This window comes from Dialister sp., assembly GCF_036343215.1.
GTDB lineage: Bacteria > Bacillota > Negativicutes > Veillonellales > Dialisteraceae > Dialister.
Genome location: NZ_JAZASU010000009.1, coordinates 1 through 18,627, shown reverse-complemented (window position 1 = coordinate 18,627; position 18,627 = coordinate 1). Strand labels below are relative to the sequence as shown.

At 49.4% G+C, this 18,627-nt stretch carries 12 protein-coding genes and 3 tRNA genes; 10 read left to right on the top strand and 5 right to left on the bottom strand.

Features of this window, described 5'->3' with window-relative positions; genetic code table 11:
• Window position 1: 1 nt before the first annotated feature.
• The 8 genes from VZT47_RS03800 to alr all read left to right on the top strand — a co-directional run bounded on the left by VZT47_RS03800 (window position 2) and on the right by alr (window position 11,966).
• Complete coding sequence (locus VZT47_RS03800; RefSeq protein WP_330223646.1) at window positions 2–3,754, top strand: PolC-type DNA polymerase III; 3,753 nt, start codon at window positions 2–4, stop codon at window positions 3,752–3,754.
• A gap of 73 nt (window positions 3,755–3,827) precedes the next feature.
• On the top strand, window positions 3,828–5,072 hold the full coding sequence (locus VZT47_RS03795; RefSeq protein WP_330223645.1) for an IS110 family transposase: 1,245 nt from the start codon (window positions 3,828–3,830) through the stop codon (window positions 5,070–5,072).
• Window positions 5,073–5,642: 570 nt separating this feature from the next.
• A tRNA-Val gene (locus VZT47_RS03790) sits at window positions 5,643–5,719 on the top strand.
• Between the two features lie 45 nt (window positions 5,720–5,764).
• Window positions 5,765–6,664 carry an EamA family transporter gene (locus VZT47_RS03785; protein WP_330223644.1) on the top strand — a complete coding sequence of 300 codons (900 nt, stop codon included), beginning with the start codon at window positions 5,765–5,767 and terminating at the stop codon, window positions 6,662–6,664.
• An 83-nt stretch (window positions 6,665–6,747) separates the two neighbouring features.
• Window positions 6,748–7,650: an EamA family transporter gene (locus VZT47_RS03780; protein ID WP_330223643.1), complete on the top strand. Its 903-nt coding sequence runs from the start codon at window positions 6,748–6,750 to the stop codon at window positions 7,648–7,650.
• Between the two features lie 83 nt (window positions 7,651–7,733).
• Window positions 7,734–9,530, top strand: a complete 1,797-nt coding sequence (gene lepA / locus VZT47_RS03775; protein WP_330223642.1) for a translation elongation factor 4 — start codon at window positions 7,734–7,736, stop codon at window positions 9,528–9,530.
• A 10-nt stretch (window positions 9,531–9,540) separates the two neighbouring features.
• A complete protein-coding gene (gene hemW / locus VZT47_RS03770) occupies window positions 9,541–10,674 on the top strand; it encodes a radical SAM family heme chaperone HemW (protein WP_330223641.1) in 1,134 nt (377 codons plus the stop codon).
• Between the two features lie 173 nt (window positions 10,675–10,847).
• Complete coding sequence (gene alr, locus VZT47_RS03765; RefSeq protein WP_330223640.1) at window positions 10,848–11,966, top strand: alanine racemase; 1,119 nt, start codon at window positions 10,848–10,850, stop codon at window positions 11,964–11,966.
• Between the two features lie 137 nt (window positions 11,967–12,103).
• Here the strand turns inward: alr and VZT47_RS03760 are convergent.
• The 3 genes from VZT47_RS03760 to VZT47_RS03750 all read right to left on the bottom strand — a co-directional run bounded on the left by VZT47_RS03760 (window position 12,104) and on the right by VZT47_RS03750 (window position 12,710).
• Window positions 12,104–12,179: transfer RNA gene (locus tag VZT47_RS03760), tRNA-Lys, on the bottom strand.
• Between the two features lie 142 nt (window positions 12,180–12,321).
• Window positions 12,322–12,555, bottom strand: a complete 234-nt coding sequence (locus VZT47_RS03755; RefSeq protein WP_330223639.1) for a hypothetical protein — start codon at window positions 12,553–12,555, stop codon at window positions 12,322–12,324.
• 79 nt (window positions 12,556–12,634) lie between these two features.
• Window positions 12,635–12,710: transfer RNA gene (locus tag VZT47_RS03750), tRNA-Arg, on the bottom strand.
• Between the two features lie 232 nt (window positions 12,711–12,942).
• Here VZT47_RS03750 and thrC point away from each other — a divergent pair.
• Together thrC and VZT47_RS03740 are read left to right on the top strand one after the other, a co-directional pair.
• On the top strand, window positions 12,943–14,433 hold the full coding sequence (thrC, locus tag VZT47_RS03745; RefSeq protein WP_330223638.1) for a threonine synthase: 1,491 nt from the start codon (window positions 12,943–12,945) through the stop codon (window positions 14,431–14,433).
• A gap of 18 nt (window positions 14,434–14,451) precedes the next feature.
• Window positions 14,452–15,171, top strand: coding sequence for a TVP38/TMEM64 family protein (locus tag VZT47_RS03740; protein ID WP_330223637.1), 720 nt, complete (start codon window positions 14,452–14,454; stop codon window positions 15,169–15,171).
• 47 nt (window positions 15,172–15,218) lie between these two features.
• On the opposite strand, the gene VZT47_RS03735 is transcribed toward VZT47_RS03740, so the two are convergent.
• Window positions 15,219–16,082, bottom strand: coding sequence for a methylenetetrahydrofolate reductase (locus VZT47_RS03735; protein ID WP_330223636.1), 864 nt, complete (start codon window positions 16,080–16,082; stop codon window positions 15,219–15,221).
• Window positions 16,079–18,460: a homocysteine S-methyltransferase family protein gene (locus VZT47_RS03730; protein WP_330223635.1), complete on the bottom strand. Its 2,382-nt coding sequence runs from the start codon at window positions 18,458–18,460 to the stop codon at window positions 16,079–16,081. The genes VZT47_RS03735 and VZT47_RS03730 overlap by 4 nt, the downstream gene beginning before the upstream one ends.
• Window positions 18,461–18,627: the final 167 nt, after the last annotated feature.

Genomic DNA, 18,627 nt, shown 5'->3' with positions numbered 1-18,627 from the left:
TATGGGAAAATACCGCCTCACATCGCGGAAAAAAGGGTCCGTCATCACGTTCATGGAAGTGGATACGGAGTGCCGGGCCTGGTATATCAGGGCAGACCATAAAGAAGCGGCCGTCAAAGCACTGCAGGATATGGGAAAAGATATCGCATCTATCGAATCCATCTATGTTAATGGGGAGGATGTGACGGATGAAGTATTTTCCCAAATGGCCATGAGCCAAGGAATTCCTTTGGCTGGGGGAGCCCCTCTGCCGGCGGATGAAATCCCTTTGCCTGCAGAAGAAGATATGTCAATTCTGGAGACTTCCGATGTTCAGGAAATGCTTCCCGATGATGAATTTCCGGGAGAGGACATTCCCCTGCCCGAAGCGCCAATAGAAAATTTTGCTCTGCCACCGGACAATGCAGGACTTTCCGGATTTGAAGATATTGCAAAGGCCGCTCAGGCTTCGTCTGAAAGTGATGCAGGAGAATCGTCGGATAAAGTCGAACTGGCTATGCCGGATATACTTCCCACGCTTTCCAGCGTCCTCCCAAAAAGTGCTTTTAAGGCATCTAAAAGCGGGGACAAGAAAGGGGCATCAAATGGAATATTTCTTGGAAAGAAACATATTATCGGAGATTCCGTGGATATACGGAGCATTACTGGTGAAGTAGATGGTGTGATTTTCATAGGGACTGTCATCAGCAGTGAAGTAAGGGAACTTCGGAGCAAAAAGAAGCTTTTCATTATGAACCTCGCTGATGATACGAACGGCATTCCCTGTAAGAAGTTTTTTGACCGGCCTGATGAGGCGGCAGGCGTGGAAAGCCTGAAGCCTGGAACTGTCGTTAAAGTCAGGGGCAATGTGAGGCTGGATAAATACTCTGGTGGCCTTTCTCTGGAACTGCAGCAGATGGAAAAAGGGGAAATGCACACCATTGACCATGTGGATGATTACCCAACGCCAAGAGTAGAACTTCACCTTCACACGAAAATGAGCCTTGACGGTCTTATCGATAATGAAGAAATCATCAAAACCGCTGCCAAATGGCATCATCCCGCCGTGGCTATTACAGATCACGGCGTTATTCAGGCATTCCCCAAAATCCAGGATTTGGCGGACAAATATCACCAGAAAGTCATCTATGGCATGGAAGGGTACATGATTGATGAAATCCCTGAAAATCCAGATACGGACCGTCAGCAGTACAATCATATCATTATTCTTGCGAAAAATATTATAGGTCTTCGAAATCTATACCGTATGGTAACCCTTTCTCATTTGAAATTTTACAGGAAACGTCCTCTCATTCCCAAAGCTATACTTAAGGAATATCATGAGGGGCTTATCTACGGTTCCGCCTGTGTGATGGGGGAATTTTTTCGTGCCGTTCTCGCAGAAAAAAGTGATGAAGAACTCATCAAAAAGGCAAGATTCTACGACTATCTGGAAGTGCAGCCTCTGGGAAACAATGAATTCCTCATGCATGAAGACAAGTTTGCTAATGTGAATACCATTAAAGACCTGCAGGACTTGAATCGCAAGGTCATTGAAATAGGGGAAAAGGCAGGTATGCCGGTATGCGCCACATCCGACGCCCATTACATGTTTGCCGAAGACCAGAGGAACCGGGACATCCTTCTTTCCAACTGGGAAAAACCGGGGAGAATCGAATCACACCCGCCCGTCTTCATCCGTACTACCCAGGAAATGCTGGATGAATTCGATTATCTGCCCAAAGAAAAGGCCATTGAAATCGTGGTTACCAACACACGAAAGATTGCGGAACAATGCGAAGTCATAAAGCCACTGGCGGAAGAATGGAAATCCTATAATCCGAAGATTTCCGGCGCTGATGACAGACTGGTGGAAATGTGCTACAGGAATGCTCATAAAATTTATGGTGATCCGCTGCCCAAAATTGTGGATGATCGTCTGACTTTGGAATTGACTCCAATCATTAAACATGGATATGGTGTTTTGTACTATATAGCCCATAAGCTGGTAAAACATTCCAATGATAGAGGATATCTGGTAGGTTCCCGTGGGTCCGTAGGCTCTTCCTTTGTTGCTACCATGTCAGGTATTACGGAAGTCAATCCGCTTCCTCCCCATTATGTATGTCCCAAATGTCACTGGACAGAGTTTTTTACTGATGGTTCTGTAGGCGGCGGTTTTGACTTGCCGGACAAAAAATGCCCGAAGTGTGGTACACTGCTCCAAAAGAACGGCCATGATATTCCATTTGCCGTATTCCTCGGCTTCGATGGGGATAAGGTTCCTGATATCGATTTGAACTTTTCTTCTGGCGATGATCAGGGTGTGGCCCATAAGTATACAGAAGAACTTTTTGGTCGGGATAATGTTTTTCGTGCTGGTACTATTGCTGGTATTCAGGACAAGACAGCCTACGGGTTTGTTAGAAAATATGCGGAAAACAGAGGTCTTACATTTAATGATATTTTCATAGAAAAACTATCTGCCGGCGTGGCAGGTGTGAAGCGCACCACTGGGCAGCATCCGGCAGGAATCATGGTATGCCCGAGGGATATGGACATCCATAATTTCACTCCGCTACAGTATGCAGCCAATAAAAAGTATTTAAAAGATGAGGATGGCAACCGGATTCCCGGTACCATCACCACCCATTTCGATTACCATTCTATTTCCGGGCGTATGCTGAAACTTGACATTCTGGGTCACGATGATCCGAAAGTCATCCGTATGCTCCAGGACCTGACAGGCATTGATCCTATGTCCATTCCTTTCGATGACCAGAAAACATTGTCCCTTTTTAGTTCTACCGAAGCGTTGGGACTGACTCCTCAGCAGCTCGCCGGTGCCATTGGAAATAAAGGGGTCACCGTGGGGGCTTTGGGACTTCCTGAATATGGTACGCCCTTTGTTCGCGGTATGCTGGAAGATACGAGACCGAAAAATTTTTCTGAACTTGTCCGCATTTCCGGATTTTCCCATGGCACCGACGTATGGCTGAACAATGCCCAGGATCTCATCAAAAGCGGTACTGTCAATCTGAAAGAAGCTATTTCCACCCGTGATGACGTTATGAACTATCTGATCGTTCACGGAGTCCAGCCTATCATTGCCTTCAAGGTCATGGAAAATGTCCGAAAAGGGAAGGGTCTGGAAAAGAACGGATCTAATAACAGGGCAGAACTAGAAGCAGCTCATATACCACAATGGTTCATCGATTCCTGCCTGAAAATCGGATATCTCTTCCCAAGGGCCCATGCAGTGGCCTACGTTATGATGGCATTCCGAATTGCCTGGTTCAAAGTGTATCAGCCTCTTGCCTACTATTGTGCTTATTTCACAATTCGTGCAGTGGGTTCTTTCAATGCTCCTGTCATTTTGAAAGGACTGGAATCGCAAAAACAGGAACTGGCCCGGATTGCCTCTCTTGAACACCCGACAGCTGTGGAAAAAGGGAATGCCACGGTTATCGAAGTGGCAGCAGAAATGTACCTCAGGGGCCTGGAATTCATGAATATTAATCTTGATCTTTCTGATGCTACAAAATTTAAAATGGTGGATGGCAAACTTTTGCCTCCATTCAACTGCATTCCTGCCCTTGGCAATTCCGTAGCCAAAGCGTTGGTAGAAGCTCGCGACCAGCATCGGTTCACATCAAAAGAAGATTTGAAGAAGCGGGGAAAAGTGAGCCAAAGCATTATCGATACTATGGAAGCCATGGGAATTCTCAAAGGTATGCCGGAGGAAGAACAGATTTCCCTCTTTGATTTCATGTGAGTATACATGGTATGGGGGATAAACGGCCGGATTAAAGGAGTGATCAGTTGGATAATATGAAGTGACCTCCAGTTTGCACATTCGTGGATTTACCCTGTACAATGGAGTCAGCCAAAACACCCATCCCGAACAGGGAATTACCTACACGCAAACGGAGGTCACTATGAATAGAATAATCTATATTGGCATGGATGTCCACAATGAATCTTACTCCCTCAATGCTCGTTTAACTGGTTACTATGATGGTATAAATCGAATCAAGGACCAGGTCGTATGTGAAAGGCAGGTCACTGCTGATCCCAGAAATGTTGTCAGATTTATTGAAAGCGTCAGGAAGCTTTTTCCAGCTAATGCAGACTTGACATTTATCTGTGGATGCGAAGCTGGCGGACTGGGATTCTCTCTGCAGGGGGCACTTGCAGCAAAAGGCATTGAATGCAGAGTTATCGCTCCTACAACACTTCCTACCCAGAAAGGGAAGAAATGCATTAAAACAGACCGTATTGATGCTCAAATCATTGCCAAAGCCATGGCTAATGACAGTCTCTCTTATGTGTATGTTCCAACTAAAGAAGACGAAGCAACTGTCAGCTATATCCGGGCACGAGACGATCACAGGGATCAGCTGAAAAAGGTAAAACAGCAGATCATCGGATTCTGCAATAAGCATGGCTACCATTATGATCCCTCAAAGGCCAAATGGACTCAGATATACATGAAATGGCTGCTGTCCCTGGAATTTGAAGGCCTGAATATTGAAACCATGAGTGAGTATATGGACTCCTATTACCGGATCAGCGAAAAGCTTGAAAGGATGAATCAACGCATTGAGAAAATTGCTGAAGGTGAAAGATACAGGGAAATGGTGAAGAGGCTGTGCTGTATCAAAGGAATCAAGACTTACACGGCCATGGCATTAATCGCAGAAGTCAGCGACTTCAGGCGTTTTGAAAAGGCCCCACAATTCGCGGCCTTCCTTGGACTTGTACCAGGGCAGCACACGACAGGTTCCGATCAGAAATTTCTTCCAATAACCAAGGCAGGGAACAGACATCTGCGGACATTGCTGATAGAGGCAGCCCAGGCGGCCTGCCAGGGACATCTGGGATATAAATCCAAGGCATTAAAGGCAAGGCAAAATGGAGAATCCCAGGAAGTCATAGCTTATGCCGACAAGTGCAGTAGAAGAGTGTATACAAAGTACAGAAGACTCATGGAACGTGGGAAGACCAAAAATATAACCATCGTGGCAGCAGCCAGGGAATTAGCTGAATTCATCTGGGGCATGGCAACGGGTAAAATTATGCTGGCAGCATAGCTGTTTTTTGAAAGTAATTAAGACGTAATCTTAGAGGTTTATACATGATGGGAAGCCATCATGTGGTGAATAGACAGCGGCCATCAAAGATGGCCGGGTAGAACAAAAAGAAAATACTGGCAGCATACACCGGGAAATCCTTGGTGGCATGTGGGAAGGATCCTGTAAATATGGCACTGGTTGAGTATTTCAGATAACTGCTATGTTGGCACTTTTACAGCGATTCACGATGTTAGATTCAGAAACTCCTCGGCGAAACCATTAGCCTGCTTGGTAACCAATCCGCGAATAACAGAGTGGCCAAATGCCGTAAGGCCGTAGACCAGGGTCTTTCCCAGATGTCATTAAGGAGGAATCGATGCATGGCTCCAAGGGTGAATCGTTGAAAAGTTGCAAATTACCTCTTGACAACGGTCACTTCATAACAGCAGTTAGCAGTTGTCAGTGCTTTCACTGATCACTGTGAACTGATCACTTTATACATTTCGGCAATTCGACTTGTATATTCATTATTGGGTATCCCGCTCGTTGCATTTTCAAAGATTTTCATGATATAATATTTCCAAATCCGGGGTTATAGCTCAGTTGGTCAGAGCGCTTCGTTGACATCGAAGAGGTCTTTGGTTCGAATCCAAATAGTCCCACCAGAAATTTTCCCGCCAATGGCGGGTTTTGTTTTTTCAGGGGGCGCTATGAATTACTTTGCCATCCTTCTTGTGCTTATTGCGGGAGCCGCCTGGGCCGGGACGGGCCTGGCAGCCCAGGACTTCTTCTCAAAGAGTTCCCTCACTCCTATGGATCTCACTGTTTTCCGCATGGTCTGCACGGGAATTCTCATGGGCCTTCTTACTGCGGCAGAACGGAAACTGGGAAAAAACATAAAAGCCGTCCGGAGAGAACCGAAACTGATTCTCTCCATTGTCATTTATGGCGTGGGCGGTCTTCTGGCCATGCATTATACTTACTTTGCTTCTATTGCGGCAGGAAATGCGGCAGCTGCGACAGTCATCCAGTATACGGCTCCGGCCATGGTCATTTTCTGGTCTGTCATTTCCGGGAGGCGTCTCCCTTCCTTTATGGAAATGGTAGCGGTTTTACTTGCCTTCGGAGGAACGGTCCTTCTGGTGACGGGAGGAAATACGGACCGCCTTTCCGTCCCTTTTGACTGCGTCTTGCTGGGCCTTCTTTCCGCTTTTTTCTTTGCGGTCTGCATGGTGCTCCCCAAACACCTCATGGTAAAGATGGATAATCATTTCCTCATTGCCGGGGGCATGCTTCTGGGCGCCCTGGCGGCATGGTTCATGGATCCTGTCACTGATTTTTCCGGTTTCTTTGCGGAAGGCGTGCGGTTTGACGTCTTCTGGATCGTCATTCTGGGGACCATGGTGGCTTTCATCTGTTACAATGCGGGACTTTCCCGGCTTCCCCAGATTGTGGCTTCCGTGACGACCACCGTGGAGCCGGCGATTTCAGTCATTGCGTCTTATTTCCTCTTTCATTCCCACTTCGGCTTCTGGGAAATCCTGGGAGTGCTGATGGTCCTTGCGGCTATCGCGGGCCCGCCGCTTTCGGAAATGGGAAAGAAGAAATAATTCATATTTGTCCATTTTGTGTTTTGCAAATGAATCGGATCTGTATATAATGGATAGAAGTAAAATATAAAAGAGGCATTTCAATGAAGAAAAATTCAGGAAATACAGGATCTGTATTTTTAGTGATCATTTCAGCTATGTTCTGGGCCGGAAGCGGGCTGGGGGCACAGCTCTTTTTTGTGCACAGCAGCGAAAATGCCATGGGCCTCACCGCTTTCCGCATGACCATGGCAGGGATTCTTCTTTTTATCATCTGCGGGTGGACAGGGAAGATCCGGCCGGGATTTGAAAAGCTTCGCCAGTCACCCAAATTATTTCTTCATATCTTCCTCTATGCCAATGCGGGCCTCATGCTGATGGCCTATACGTATTTTGAAGCGGTCCATGTGGGAAATGCCGCAGCGGCTACGGTCATTCTCTATACGTCTCCGGCCATGGTGATCGTGTATCATTCTCTCCGATACAGACGCCTTCCTTCGAAAAGAGATATCATTACGGTGTGTCTTGCCATAGGCGGGACTTTTCTTCTCGTCACGGGAGGGGATGTGAGCAGGCTTTCCGTGCCCCTTCTCTGTGTGGAACTGGCCCTTTTCAATGGGGCCATCTATGCCTTTTCCTCCATTTACCCAAAGCATATATTTCTTCAGATGGATAAGACTTTTGTCCTGGCCCTGAGCATGCTCCTTGGCGGCCTTTCGTCCTGGGCCCTTGACCCCGGCATGCACTGGTCCGCTTTCCTTGCGCCTGATGTACGGCTCAATGTATTCTGCATCGTGGTATTGGGAACGGTCATTGCATTTTTACTCTATAACATAGCCCTCATGTATATTTCTCCCCAGCAGGCCCTCATTACGGCCGCTGCCGAACCGGCGTCTTCCGTCATCATGTCCCGGCTTTTTCTCGATATGGATTTCGGGGGACTCCAGACGGTGGGGATTCTCCTTGTCCTTACGGCCATTATCGTGCCCGCCGTGATGAAGAAATAAAACTTTTATTTCTATCTATGGTATGATATAAATGATTGAAAGAAATATTCATGGCATAAAAATTTATTAAAGGAATGAACAGAATGGATACCGAACACATCAGGAATTTTTCAATAATCGCCCACATCGACCATGGCAAATCCACCCTGGCGGACCGGCTCATCGAGCTCACGGGGACGGTACAGAAGAGGGATATGGAGGCCCAGATCCTGGATACCATGGATCTGGAAAGGGAAAGGGGCATCACCATCAAGGAGCAGTCCGTGCGCCTGCTCTATACCTATGAAGACGGGGAAACCTATGAGCTGAACCTTATCGATACCCCGGGGCATGTGGACTTCAACTATGAAGTATCGCGGAGCCTTTCCGCCTGCGAAGGGGCCATTCTCATCATCGATGCCACCCAGGGAGTCCAGGCCCAGACCCTGGCCAATGTGTACCTGGCCATCGATAACAATCTGGAAATCGTTCCGGTCATCAATAAGATCGACCTTCCCAGCGCGGACATTGACCGGGTCAAAAAAGAAGTGGAAAATATCATCGGCCTCGATATGTCCGAAGCCATTCCCGTCTCTGCGAAGACCGGACAGAATGTGGAGGAAGTTTTAAAGCGCATCGTGGAACAGGTGCCGCCGCCTCCGGATAACAGCAAAAAACCGCTCCGCTGCCTCATTTTCGATTCCATTTTTGATTCTTATAAAGGGGCCATCGCCTACGTCCGGGTGATGGACGGGGAAATCCGTCCCGGCATGAATATCCGCATGATGGCCTCCGGCAAAGTCTATACAGTCACCGAAGTAGGCTATTTCTCTCCCTTCCCGAAGGCCTCCGACGTCCTCACCTGCGGATCCGTAGGCTATGTGGCGGCCAGCATTAAAAATGTGCAGGACTGTGAAGTGGGGGACACGATTACAACGGCAGAAAACGGGGCAGAGGAAGCCCTCCCGGGTTACCGGAAAGCCCTTCCCATGGTGTTCTGCGGCATGTATCCCATCGACAGCAAGGATTATGACAATCTGAAGGAAGCCCTGGAAAAACTGCAGCTCAATGATGCAGCCCTTGAATTCGTACCGGAAACGTCCCAGGCCCTGGGATTTGGCTTTCGCTGCGGATTTCTCGGACTTCTCCATATGGACGTGGTCCAGGAAAGACTGGAAAGGGAATATCACTTAAAACTCATTACCACGGCGCCTTCCGTTATTTACCATGTATTCAAGACCGACGGCACCATGGTGCCTGTGGACAACCCGGCAGAGCTTCCGCCCATGTCAAAAATCGAGCATATTGAAGAGCCTGTAGCCAAAGTGGATATCCTTGTGCCTTCCAACATGGTAGGCAACGTGATGGAACTGGTCCAGAATCGCCGGGGCGTTTTCCAAACCATGGAATATCTCGACGAAACGAGAGTGGATCTGTCCTATCACATTCCTCTGTCTGAAATCATTTTTGATTTCTTTGATAAACTGAAATCCTGCACCAAAGGTTATGCGTCCCTGGATTACCAGGTGGACGGTTATCAGAAGACGGACGCCGTGAAACTGGATATCCTCCTCAATGGAGATCTGGTGGATGCCCTCTCCATCATTGTTCACCGGAGCAATGCGCCTGCCAGGGGCCGCGCTCTTGCCCTGAAGCTGAAAGACATCATTCCCCGCCAGCAGTTCGAGGTACCCATTCAGGCTGCCATTGGGAGCAAAGTCATTGCCAGGGAAACGATCAAGGCTTACAAGAAAGACGTCCTGGCTAAGTGCTATGGCGGCGACGTGACCCGTAAGAAAAAACTGCTGGAAAAGCAGAAGGAAGGCAAGAAGCGCATGAAGCAGGTGGGGAGCGTGGAAATCCCCCAGGAAGCCTTCATGGCCGTGCTGAAAGACGACTGAGGCAATTCAATTGAAAAATCTGGGATTATACTTGCATATTCCCTTCTGTAGAAGCCGCTGTGATTACTGCGGCTTCTATTCGATAGGGAGGAAACCGACAGACCGCTTCGTGGAAGCCCTCTTAAAGGAAATGGAAATACGAAGCCCGTCCTTCAGGGATTCCGTCTGCGATACGGTATACCTTGGGGGAGGGACGCCTTCGTCCCTCTCGGAAGATCAGCTGGGAAAGATTCTTGACGGACTTCACCGGTATTTCCATGTTTCTGGAGATGCGGAAATCACCATGGAAATGAATCCCTGCGACATGAGTGATTCTTATCTTGCCAATGCGAAAGCACTTGGTATCAACCGCATTTCCGTGGGCGTCCAGTCCCATGAGGACCGGCTGCTTTCCGCCATCGGAAGGCTTCATACATCGTCGGAAGCGGAATCGGCAGTAAAACGGGCGTATCGGGGAGGATTTCACAATATCAGCATCGACCTCATGTATGAACTTCCGGGACAGTCAACAGCCGATTTCAGGAAATCCCTCCTCCGGGCGGTGCACCTTCCCATTTCCCATGTGTCCGTGTACAGCCTTATCCTCGAAGAGGGGACGAAATTCGCCCAAATGGCAGAAAAAGGAAAACTTTTACGGCCAACGGAAGAGGAAAGCTGGGCCATGTACCAGGACATGTGCCGCATTCTTCCCCACTACGGCTTTGAACGCTATGAAATATCGAGCTTTGCTAGAAATGGAGAACGCTCGAGGCACAATCAGAAATACTGGACCCTGGCCGACTACCTGGGCCTGGGTCCGGCGGCGTCTTCCCGCATCGGGCACAAACGGTTTACCGTGAACCCGGGGGTCCGGCTTTATGAAAAGGAGCTTCTTCTGGGAAATCTTCCCGGCGAAGAAGTGGAAAAACTGTCTCCAAAGGACGAAATGGAAGAATACTGCTTCCTTGCGCTCCGGAGGAAAGAGGGCATCGACCTTGCCGATTTCAGGACCAGGTATGGCGCGGATATTTCCCGCTGGTATGAGAAGCCCCTTGCCATGCTGAAGGAGAGGGAACTTCTGAAAGAAGGAGGAAATCATCTGTTTCTGACGTATCACGGGGCGGCGCTGGGGAATTTCGTATTCGAACAGTTCCTGCTGGATTAAAATAAGGGCAGAGGAAAATTTCAGTGAATTTTTTCTCTGCCCCTTTCCTTTTTCATGGTTGTGTTTTATCATAAGGGTAACCTTTTAATTTCACAGGTTTCTTATGAGGCATTGCGGCTTCCGTGGCTGGATGGTCACTTGCTGTGGTGCTCTTTTTTGTTGGAGGGGATATTATGCCGGTTTCTTACATGGAAGTCAATTTAAGCGCTCTTCGTCACAATCTTCGGGTCATTCGTCAGCATCTGCCGAAAGAAGTGGAATGCCTGGCCGTGGTCAAGGCCAATGCCTATGGTCATGGGGCCGTGGAAGAACTTCGTTTGGCCCTGGAAGAAGGCTATACGTCTGCTGCCGTAGCCCGGGTGGAAGAAGGACAGGAACTTCGCGATGCCGGCTTTACCTGCCCCATTTATGTGCTGGGCCTGCCCCTTCCGGAAGATATGCCCATCGGCGTCAATAAAGACCTGATCCTGCCGATAGATGATACGGTGGACCTGGATTCCCTGGAATGCATCGCCGCTGTTTCCAAAAAAGTAGTGGATGTCATGCTTCCCATCGATACGGGCATGAACCGCATCGGTACCCATCCGGAAGACGTTCCTGCGCTTCTTGAAAAACTGAAGAAATATCCGCACATTCATATCAAAGGGACCTTCACCCATATGGCTACGGCCGACCATAAGGAAAAAGACGCAGCCCTGAAACAGCTGGACCGTTTCGATGAAGCCATTTCCCATATGCCCGTGGACAAGGATTTTGTCATTTCCTCTGCCAACAGCGCCGGCGTCATCGATATCCCGAGAAGCTGGCACACCCTGGCAAGACCGGGCATCATTCTCTATGGACCCCAGCCTTCCGACGTGATGACGAATAAACTGGATCTCCAGTATGCCATGCGCATCATCAGCCATGTCACCCATGTGCAGACCCTTCACAAAGGGGAAGCCATCGGTTATGGCGGCACTTATGTGGCAGAAAAGGACATGAAGACCGCCACCATTCCGATCGGTTATGCCGATGGCTATCCGCGCTGCCTTTCCAATAAGGGAGCTGTCCTCATCAATGGGAAACGATGCCCCATCGTAGGCCGTATCTGTATGGATCAGTTTATGGTGGCCTGCGGCAATGATGTGGAGCCGGGGGATGAAGTCGTCCTCATGGGCCGTCAGGGAAAAGAAGAAATTTCCCTCGATGAAGTAGCTGTCACGGCAGGAACCATTCCTCATGAAATCACCTGCGACCTGAAGCGCATCCCGAGACTCTTCGTGGATATCGATTACGATAAGAACTGCTGATTCAATCAAAAAAGCTGTGAAATGGGAATTTCCGTTTCACAGCTTTTTTAGTGTGATCAATCCGGAAGCCGGGGACCTGCCGGAACCGGTCAAAAAGGCAATAAAAAATCCCACGACAGTTCGTGGGATTTGATGTCTGGTGGATCATCAGGGGTTCGAACCCCGGACACCCTGATTAAGAGTCAGGTGCTCTGCCAGCTGAGCTAATGATCCGTTCAACGAATGATATGATATCATCTTTCTTTTGCCCTGTCAAGCTTTTTTAAAAACTTTTTCGGGCGCCGCCTGTTGACTGGCGATGTAGATACTATACCACAGGGAGGGGGATTTGACAAGTCGGAATTGACAGGGGAGGTCAGTAATGAATGCCGTACTTGTGCTTCAATTCTTCAATGTCCTTCCTCATATCCTGATCGCACTGAAGAAGGGCAGCCTTCAGGTTCGGCATATGGGAGCGGGCCAGGAAGGCTTTCCTGGCGCTTGCCATTTTATAGATGTGGGCGAGTTCCTTTTTGTAGGAGGCCATGAATTCCTGCAGCTCTTCTTCCGAGAGCTCTTCCATTTCTTTATTTTCCATATCTTGATCCATCGCTGTCTCCTTACGGAAAAAGTCCTTACACCGGAGGGCATAAGGACTTTCTATATAAACCGGCATGCCGGCTGATGACTGGTGCGTCTAGAGGGATTCGAACTCTCGACACCTGGTTCCGGAGACCAGTGCTCTATCCACTGAGCTATAGACGCTTAACAGAATGAATTATACCATATTTCCTTCAGCGTGGAAAGTACTATTTTCATTTTCAGCCGTGGCGGGGAGAATTTGCGGATTTTGTCATCCGATCATGAAGATTTTTTGTAAAAAATTCGTATTTTTTGTTTAAATATGTGTAGATTCAGCCCTTTGCAGCCCTTATTTCCTATTGTTTCTGCTTTATTTATGATAAAATAAACATATATTAATCTGCGGAGGTGTACTATGAAATACAGAAGTACAAGAAGTAATGAAACCGTAACGGCGGAAGAAGCGCTCATCAAAGGGCTTGCCGATGACGGCGGCCTTTATGTGCCGGAATTCCTGCCGGAGCCTTTCCTCGATGCCCAGGCATTGAAGAATCTTTCCTATGAAGAACTGGCTTCTTTCGTCCTTTCCCATTTCCTTACGGATATCCCGGAAGCGGAACTTAGGAAATTGACCCACAATGCCTATACCGGCACTTTTGAAACCAGTGAGATCGTTCCGGTGAAAACCCTTTCCGAATCCTTCTCCATGGCGGAAATGTTTCATGGCCGCACCTGTGCTTTCAAGGACCTGGCCCTGTCCCTTTTTCCATACCTTCTGGTGTATGCAAAGAAGCAGGAAAAGGACGGGAAGGAAATCCTGATCCTTACCGCTACGTCCGGCGATACGGGTAAAGCGGCTCTCGAAGGCTTCCGCGACGTGCCCGGCGTTCATATTATGGTCTTCTATCCTTCTCATGGCGTATCGCCGCTCCAGAAAGACCAGATGCAGAAACAGCTGGGAAACAACGTAAAAGTCGTGGGCATCGAAGGAAATTTCGATGATGCCCAGGGAACGCTGAAACAGGTATTCAGCAGTGACCTCCGCAAAGAGGAGGCAGAAAAAGGAGTCCTCTTCTCCAGTGCCAATTCCATCAACATAGGCAGACTTCTTCCGCAGGTGGTTTACTATGTATGGATCTGGCTGAAACTTTTGAAGAGCGGTTCCATCGGACCCAGGGAAGAATTCAATGTGGTCGTTCCTACGGGCAACTTCGGCAACATCCTGGCTGCCTGGATTGCCAGGAAGATCGGCACTCCCATCGGGCAGCTGGTCTGCGCATCCAATGAAAATAAAGTGCTTTCCGATTTCTTTGAAACCGGTACCTATGACGTCAATCGTGAATTCTACATGACCGAAGCGCCGTCCATGGATATCCTTGTATCTTCCAATTTTGAACGGTTCCTCTATTTCCTCACCGGCTCCACGGACGAAGTGAAAACGGATATGGAGGCTTTGAAAAATACCGGGAAATATGAAGTTTCCGGAGAAGCCCTGGAAAAGGCAGGTCTGGAAATGATGGGCGGCTGGGCAGCCCCGGAGGCCATGAGGAAGGCCATGACCGATGTGTATGAAAAGTACGATTACCTCATGGATCCCCACACCGCCGTAGCCTATGCGGTTTACGACAAGCTGCGCCGGACGGGGAAAATCACCCGCCATACCCATACGGTCATTATTTCCACAGCCCATCCTTACAAATTCCCGGGGGTCGTGGCCAAAGCGCTGGGCCTTGAGGAAAAGGAAAGTCCCTATGATACGCTTCGGGAAATCGAAAAAGCGACGGGCATTGCCATTCCCCGTCAGCTGGGCGAACTGGAACAGAGAGAAAAGCGGTTCACCGACACCGTGGAAAGAAAGGATATGGCAGAAACCATCAGGGCCTACGCAGATACAATTATAAAATAATAATCGAGGTCTTTATGCATGAAGTATCGGAACTGGGATGAAAAGGGGGAGAGGAAGTTCAGGCTGGCCCTGCTGGGCCTGCTTGTGCTGGTGCTTGTTTCCATCCACTTCATTGACCCCACTTTTTATCCTACCGTTTATCATTTGTCTAAGGACGGGGACCTCCGGGGGACCATTCATTACCTGAAAAGCTTTGGCATCTATGCCGCAGCCATGAGTTTCTTTATCGATGTGGTCATCAATATCGTCGGTTTCCTTCCGTCCATTTTTATTTCCACTGCCAATGGCCTGATTTTCGGCCTCTTCTGGGGCATCATCATTTCCTGGCTGGCAGAGACGGTGGGAGTATACATTTCCTTCTATGCCATGAGGGTCCTGTTCCGAGGCATGGCGGCCACTATCATTGCCAGAAGCAAGACTTTGCAGAAACTGGATTCCTACGATTCCTGGCAGGCCATGGCCCTTGCCCGTGCGATTCCCTATATGCCAAACGGCCTTGTCACTGCCATTGCCGCTTTATCCAGTATGCATTTCCGCCACTATGCCCTGGGCTGTCTTATCGGTAAGCTTCCTTCCACGGCGCTGGAAGTGGTGCTGGGCCACGATATCGTCCATCTGGGAGAAAATTCCCTGCGCCTTACGGTGCTGGTGATCCTGATTGGAGCTATTTATGGGGGAATCTGGTATTACAGCCGAAGAAGGAAACAGAAATCTGAAAAATCAAGAGATAAAAAGTAAAATAAAAAGAACTGTGCTATCCACAGTTCTTTTTTTATGGAGAAATATTACCGGAGGCCTTTCACGATAATCGGAACGGCATCCATGTCTTTGACCGGCATGAGGTGGGCGCCGGCAGCTCCCATTTCCATGAGTCCCTGTACGAGTTCTCTGGAAAGGGCAAGACCTGTTTCACGGCCGCCCTCTTCCATGGCTTTCATCACTTTGGGTGGGATGTAAATCCCCGGGACTTTCGTATTGAGGTAATTGGCCATTTTCCAGGACTTCAAGGGCACGATGCCGAAGAGAATGGGAAGGTCCAGGCCCTTGGCGGCTTTCAGGAATTCTTCGGCCTGGGAAAGATCATAAATGGGCTGGGTCTGGACAAACTGGGCGCCTGCCTTTTTCTTGCCTTCCAGGCGTCTGACTTCCTTTTCTATATCCTCACCAACACCGGCGGTGGTGCCGATATAGAAATCCGTAGGTTCACCCAGTTCATGGCCTGTGAGGTCAAGGCCTTCATTGAGAGAGCTGGCAATTTCAATGAGTCCCGTGGAGTCCACTTCAAAGACTCCTTTGGCATTCGGGTGATCTCCCAGGGTGGGCGGGTCGCCGGTCAGGGTGAGGATGTTTCTGACGCCCAGGGCATAGGCGCCCAGGAGTTCAGCCTGAAGGCCGATAACATTCCTGTCCCGGCAGGTGAGATGGAAAATGGATTCCACGTTATATTTGCTCTGGATAATGGAAGAGAGGGCAATGGGGCTCATGCGGAGACGGGCCGTGGGGCAGTCCGCGATATTGACTGCGTCCACATAGGGAGCCACTTTCACTACATCTGCTTCCGTAGGAGCGGAGGAAGCACTTTTGGGCGGGTCCAGTTCCGTAGTAATGGTGAACAGGTGCTGCTGATTCTTTTCTTTGAGTGTAGTCATCCGTTTTTCCTCTTTTCTATGATTTCATTGGCTATGCGGACTGATGCAATGCCGTCTTTGCAATAATGGGGCGCCCCGATTTTATTGGCATAATCCTGGGTCACCACGGCTCCACCTACCAGAATATCTGTTTCTGGGGTGAGTTCTTTCAGCTGTCTGACTGTTTCTTCCAGTTCCGGAAGGGTGGTGGTCATGAGGGAGCAGAGACCGACGAGGTCTGCTTTCTGCTCTTTCACGGTTTTGATGAAGACTTCCGGTTCCACATCCTTGCCCAGGTCAATGACCTTATACCCGCTGTTTTCCATGAGGGCGGAAACGATATTTTTCCCCAGGTCATGGATATCTCCTTTGACGGTACCAATGACAAGGGTGCCTTTGGCGGCAGATTTCATATCGGGCAGGAGTTTTTTGATTTCCCTGAAAGCGGCCTGCATGGCTTCGGCAGCCATCATGACCTGGGGCAGGTATACTTTCCCCGCACCATAGCCGTCCCCGATTTCCGTCATGGCCTTTGTGAGGCCCTCTTTAATGAGTATTTCTGAAGAAATACCGCTGTCAAGGACTGCTTTCACCAGGCCTGATGCTTCTTCCTTATCTCCGCTCTTGACCGCTTCTTTCAGCTGGTCCAGCGGGGGAAGGGAGGAAACTTCTTTCTTTCTGGGAACCGGTTCTGCGGCTGCCGAGGCGGCTTTGATGAAATTCATGGCGCCGGGGTCAAAGCCCAGAAGGAGTTTCGCATTGATGAAGGCATCCTGAATGCCCTGGTCCAGGGGATTGATGATGGGGGCATTCATGCCGCAGGCAAAAGCCATGGTGAGGAAGGCCGCATTGATCCGGGGCCTTGAGGGAAGGCCGAAGGATACATTACTGGTACCCATGACGCAGGCAAGGCCGAATTCTTTTTTATAAAGGGAAATGGTGCGCAGTGTTTCCCTGGCACCGGTATCGGAGGATCCAATCGTAAGGACCAGAGGGTCCAGCAGGATATCTTCCTTTCGAAGCCCATGAGCGAGAGCCCTTTCGATGAGGCCTCTGGCCACGCGGATCCGTTCGTCCGCCGTTTTGGGAAGATTTCCTTTTTCCAGGGGAAGACAGAGGACGGCGGCGCCATATTTCTTTGCCAGGTCAAGAATCCGGTCTGCCGCTTCCAAGTCGGCACCGTTGATGGAATTGATGAGGGGGCGTCCCGGATAGACTTTGAGGGCGGCCTCGACGACTTTCGGATCTGTACTGTCGATGGAGAAGGGGACCGGGCAGAGCATGGAAAGCTGGGATACCGCAGTCACCATGGCTTTGGCCTGATCGATTCCCGGGGCCCCCATATTGATGTCCAGTACATCAGCACCAGCCGACACTTCAGCAAGGCCCTCTTTTTTTATGGAAACAAAACTGCCCCGCTGGAGGTCTTCCCTCATTTTCTTTCTTCCCGTGGGGTTGATGCGTTCCCCGATTTTCACCGGCCCATAGTCGTCGCCGATGAAGACGGTTTTTGCGCGGGAAGTGAGAGCGGTGAAAGGCTTCACCGGTTTTTTATCTGCCTTTGGATTTCTTTCGAAGGCTTCTTTCAGGGCCCTGATGTGACCCGGAGTGGTGCCGCAGCAGCCACCCATGATATCGATGCCGAGAGCTGCATACTCCGGCACATAGGAAGCAAATTCTTCAGGCCCCAGGGGGAACCGGGTTTCCCCGTTTTCAAGGATGGGCATGCCTGCGTTCGGCTGGATGAGGACAGGCTTACTGGTAGAGGAAATGATTTTCTCTGCCACGGAAATCAGCTTGTCCGGTCCCACGGAACAGTTGGCGCCGATGGCATCGGCTCCCAGCGCATCGAGAAGGACTGTGGCTGTAATCGGGTCGGTACCGGGAATGGTTCTTCCATCTTCAGCGTAAGTCATGGTGCAGAATACAGGAAGGTGGGAAGCCGCTTTGGCAGCAATCAGGGCAGCTTTCATTTCCTGGATATCAATGATCGTTTCAATGATCAGGGCATCTGCTCCCGCATTGGCAAGAGCCCTGGCGAGGCGGTAATAATTTTCGCAGGCTTCATCAAAGGAAAGGTCGCCGATGGGAGCGATGAATTCCCCGGTAGGTCCCATATCGCCTGCGACTTCGATATTTCTTCCGCCCCCTTTTCTCGCATTGGCTACGGCAGCTTCTGCGATTTCTTCCACTTTGTCCTGAAGATCATAATCGGAAAGCTTGATGGGGGAGGAGCCGAAAGTGTTGGTGGTGATGTAATGGGCTCCGGCTTCCGCATAAGCTTTATGAATGGATTGAACGATTTCAGGATGGCTTATATTGTAATAGTCCGGGCAGCCGCCGGTGGGAAGTCCGGCTTTCTGAAGCATGGTGCCCATGCCTCCGTCAAATAAAATCATACAGATTCTCCTTTATAAAAATATTTTTCTTCTTATTATAGACATTTAATGCCGGAATGGGCAGGTCACAAGGGAACAGGTCCTGCACTTGGCCGGCGCCGGGCGCTGGCTGCATTTGGAAATACCAATAATGGCAGTGACTGATTTTCTTGGAAACAGCATGGAAT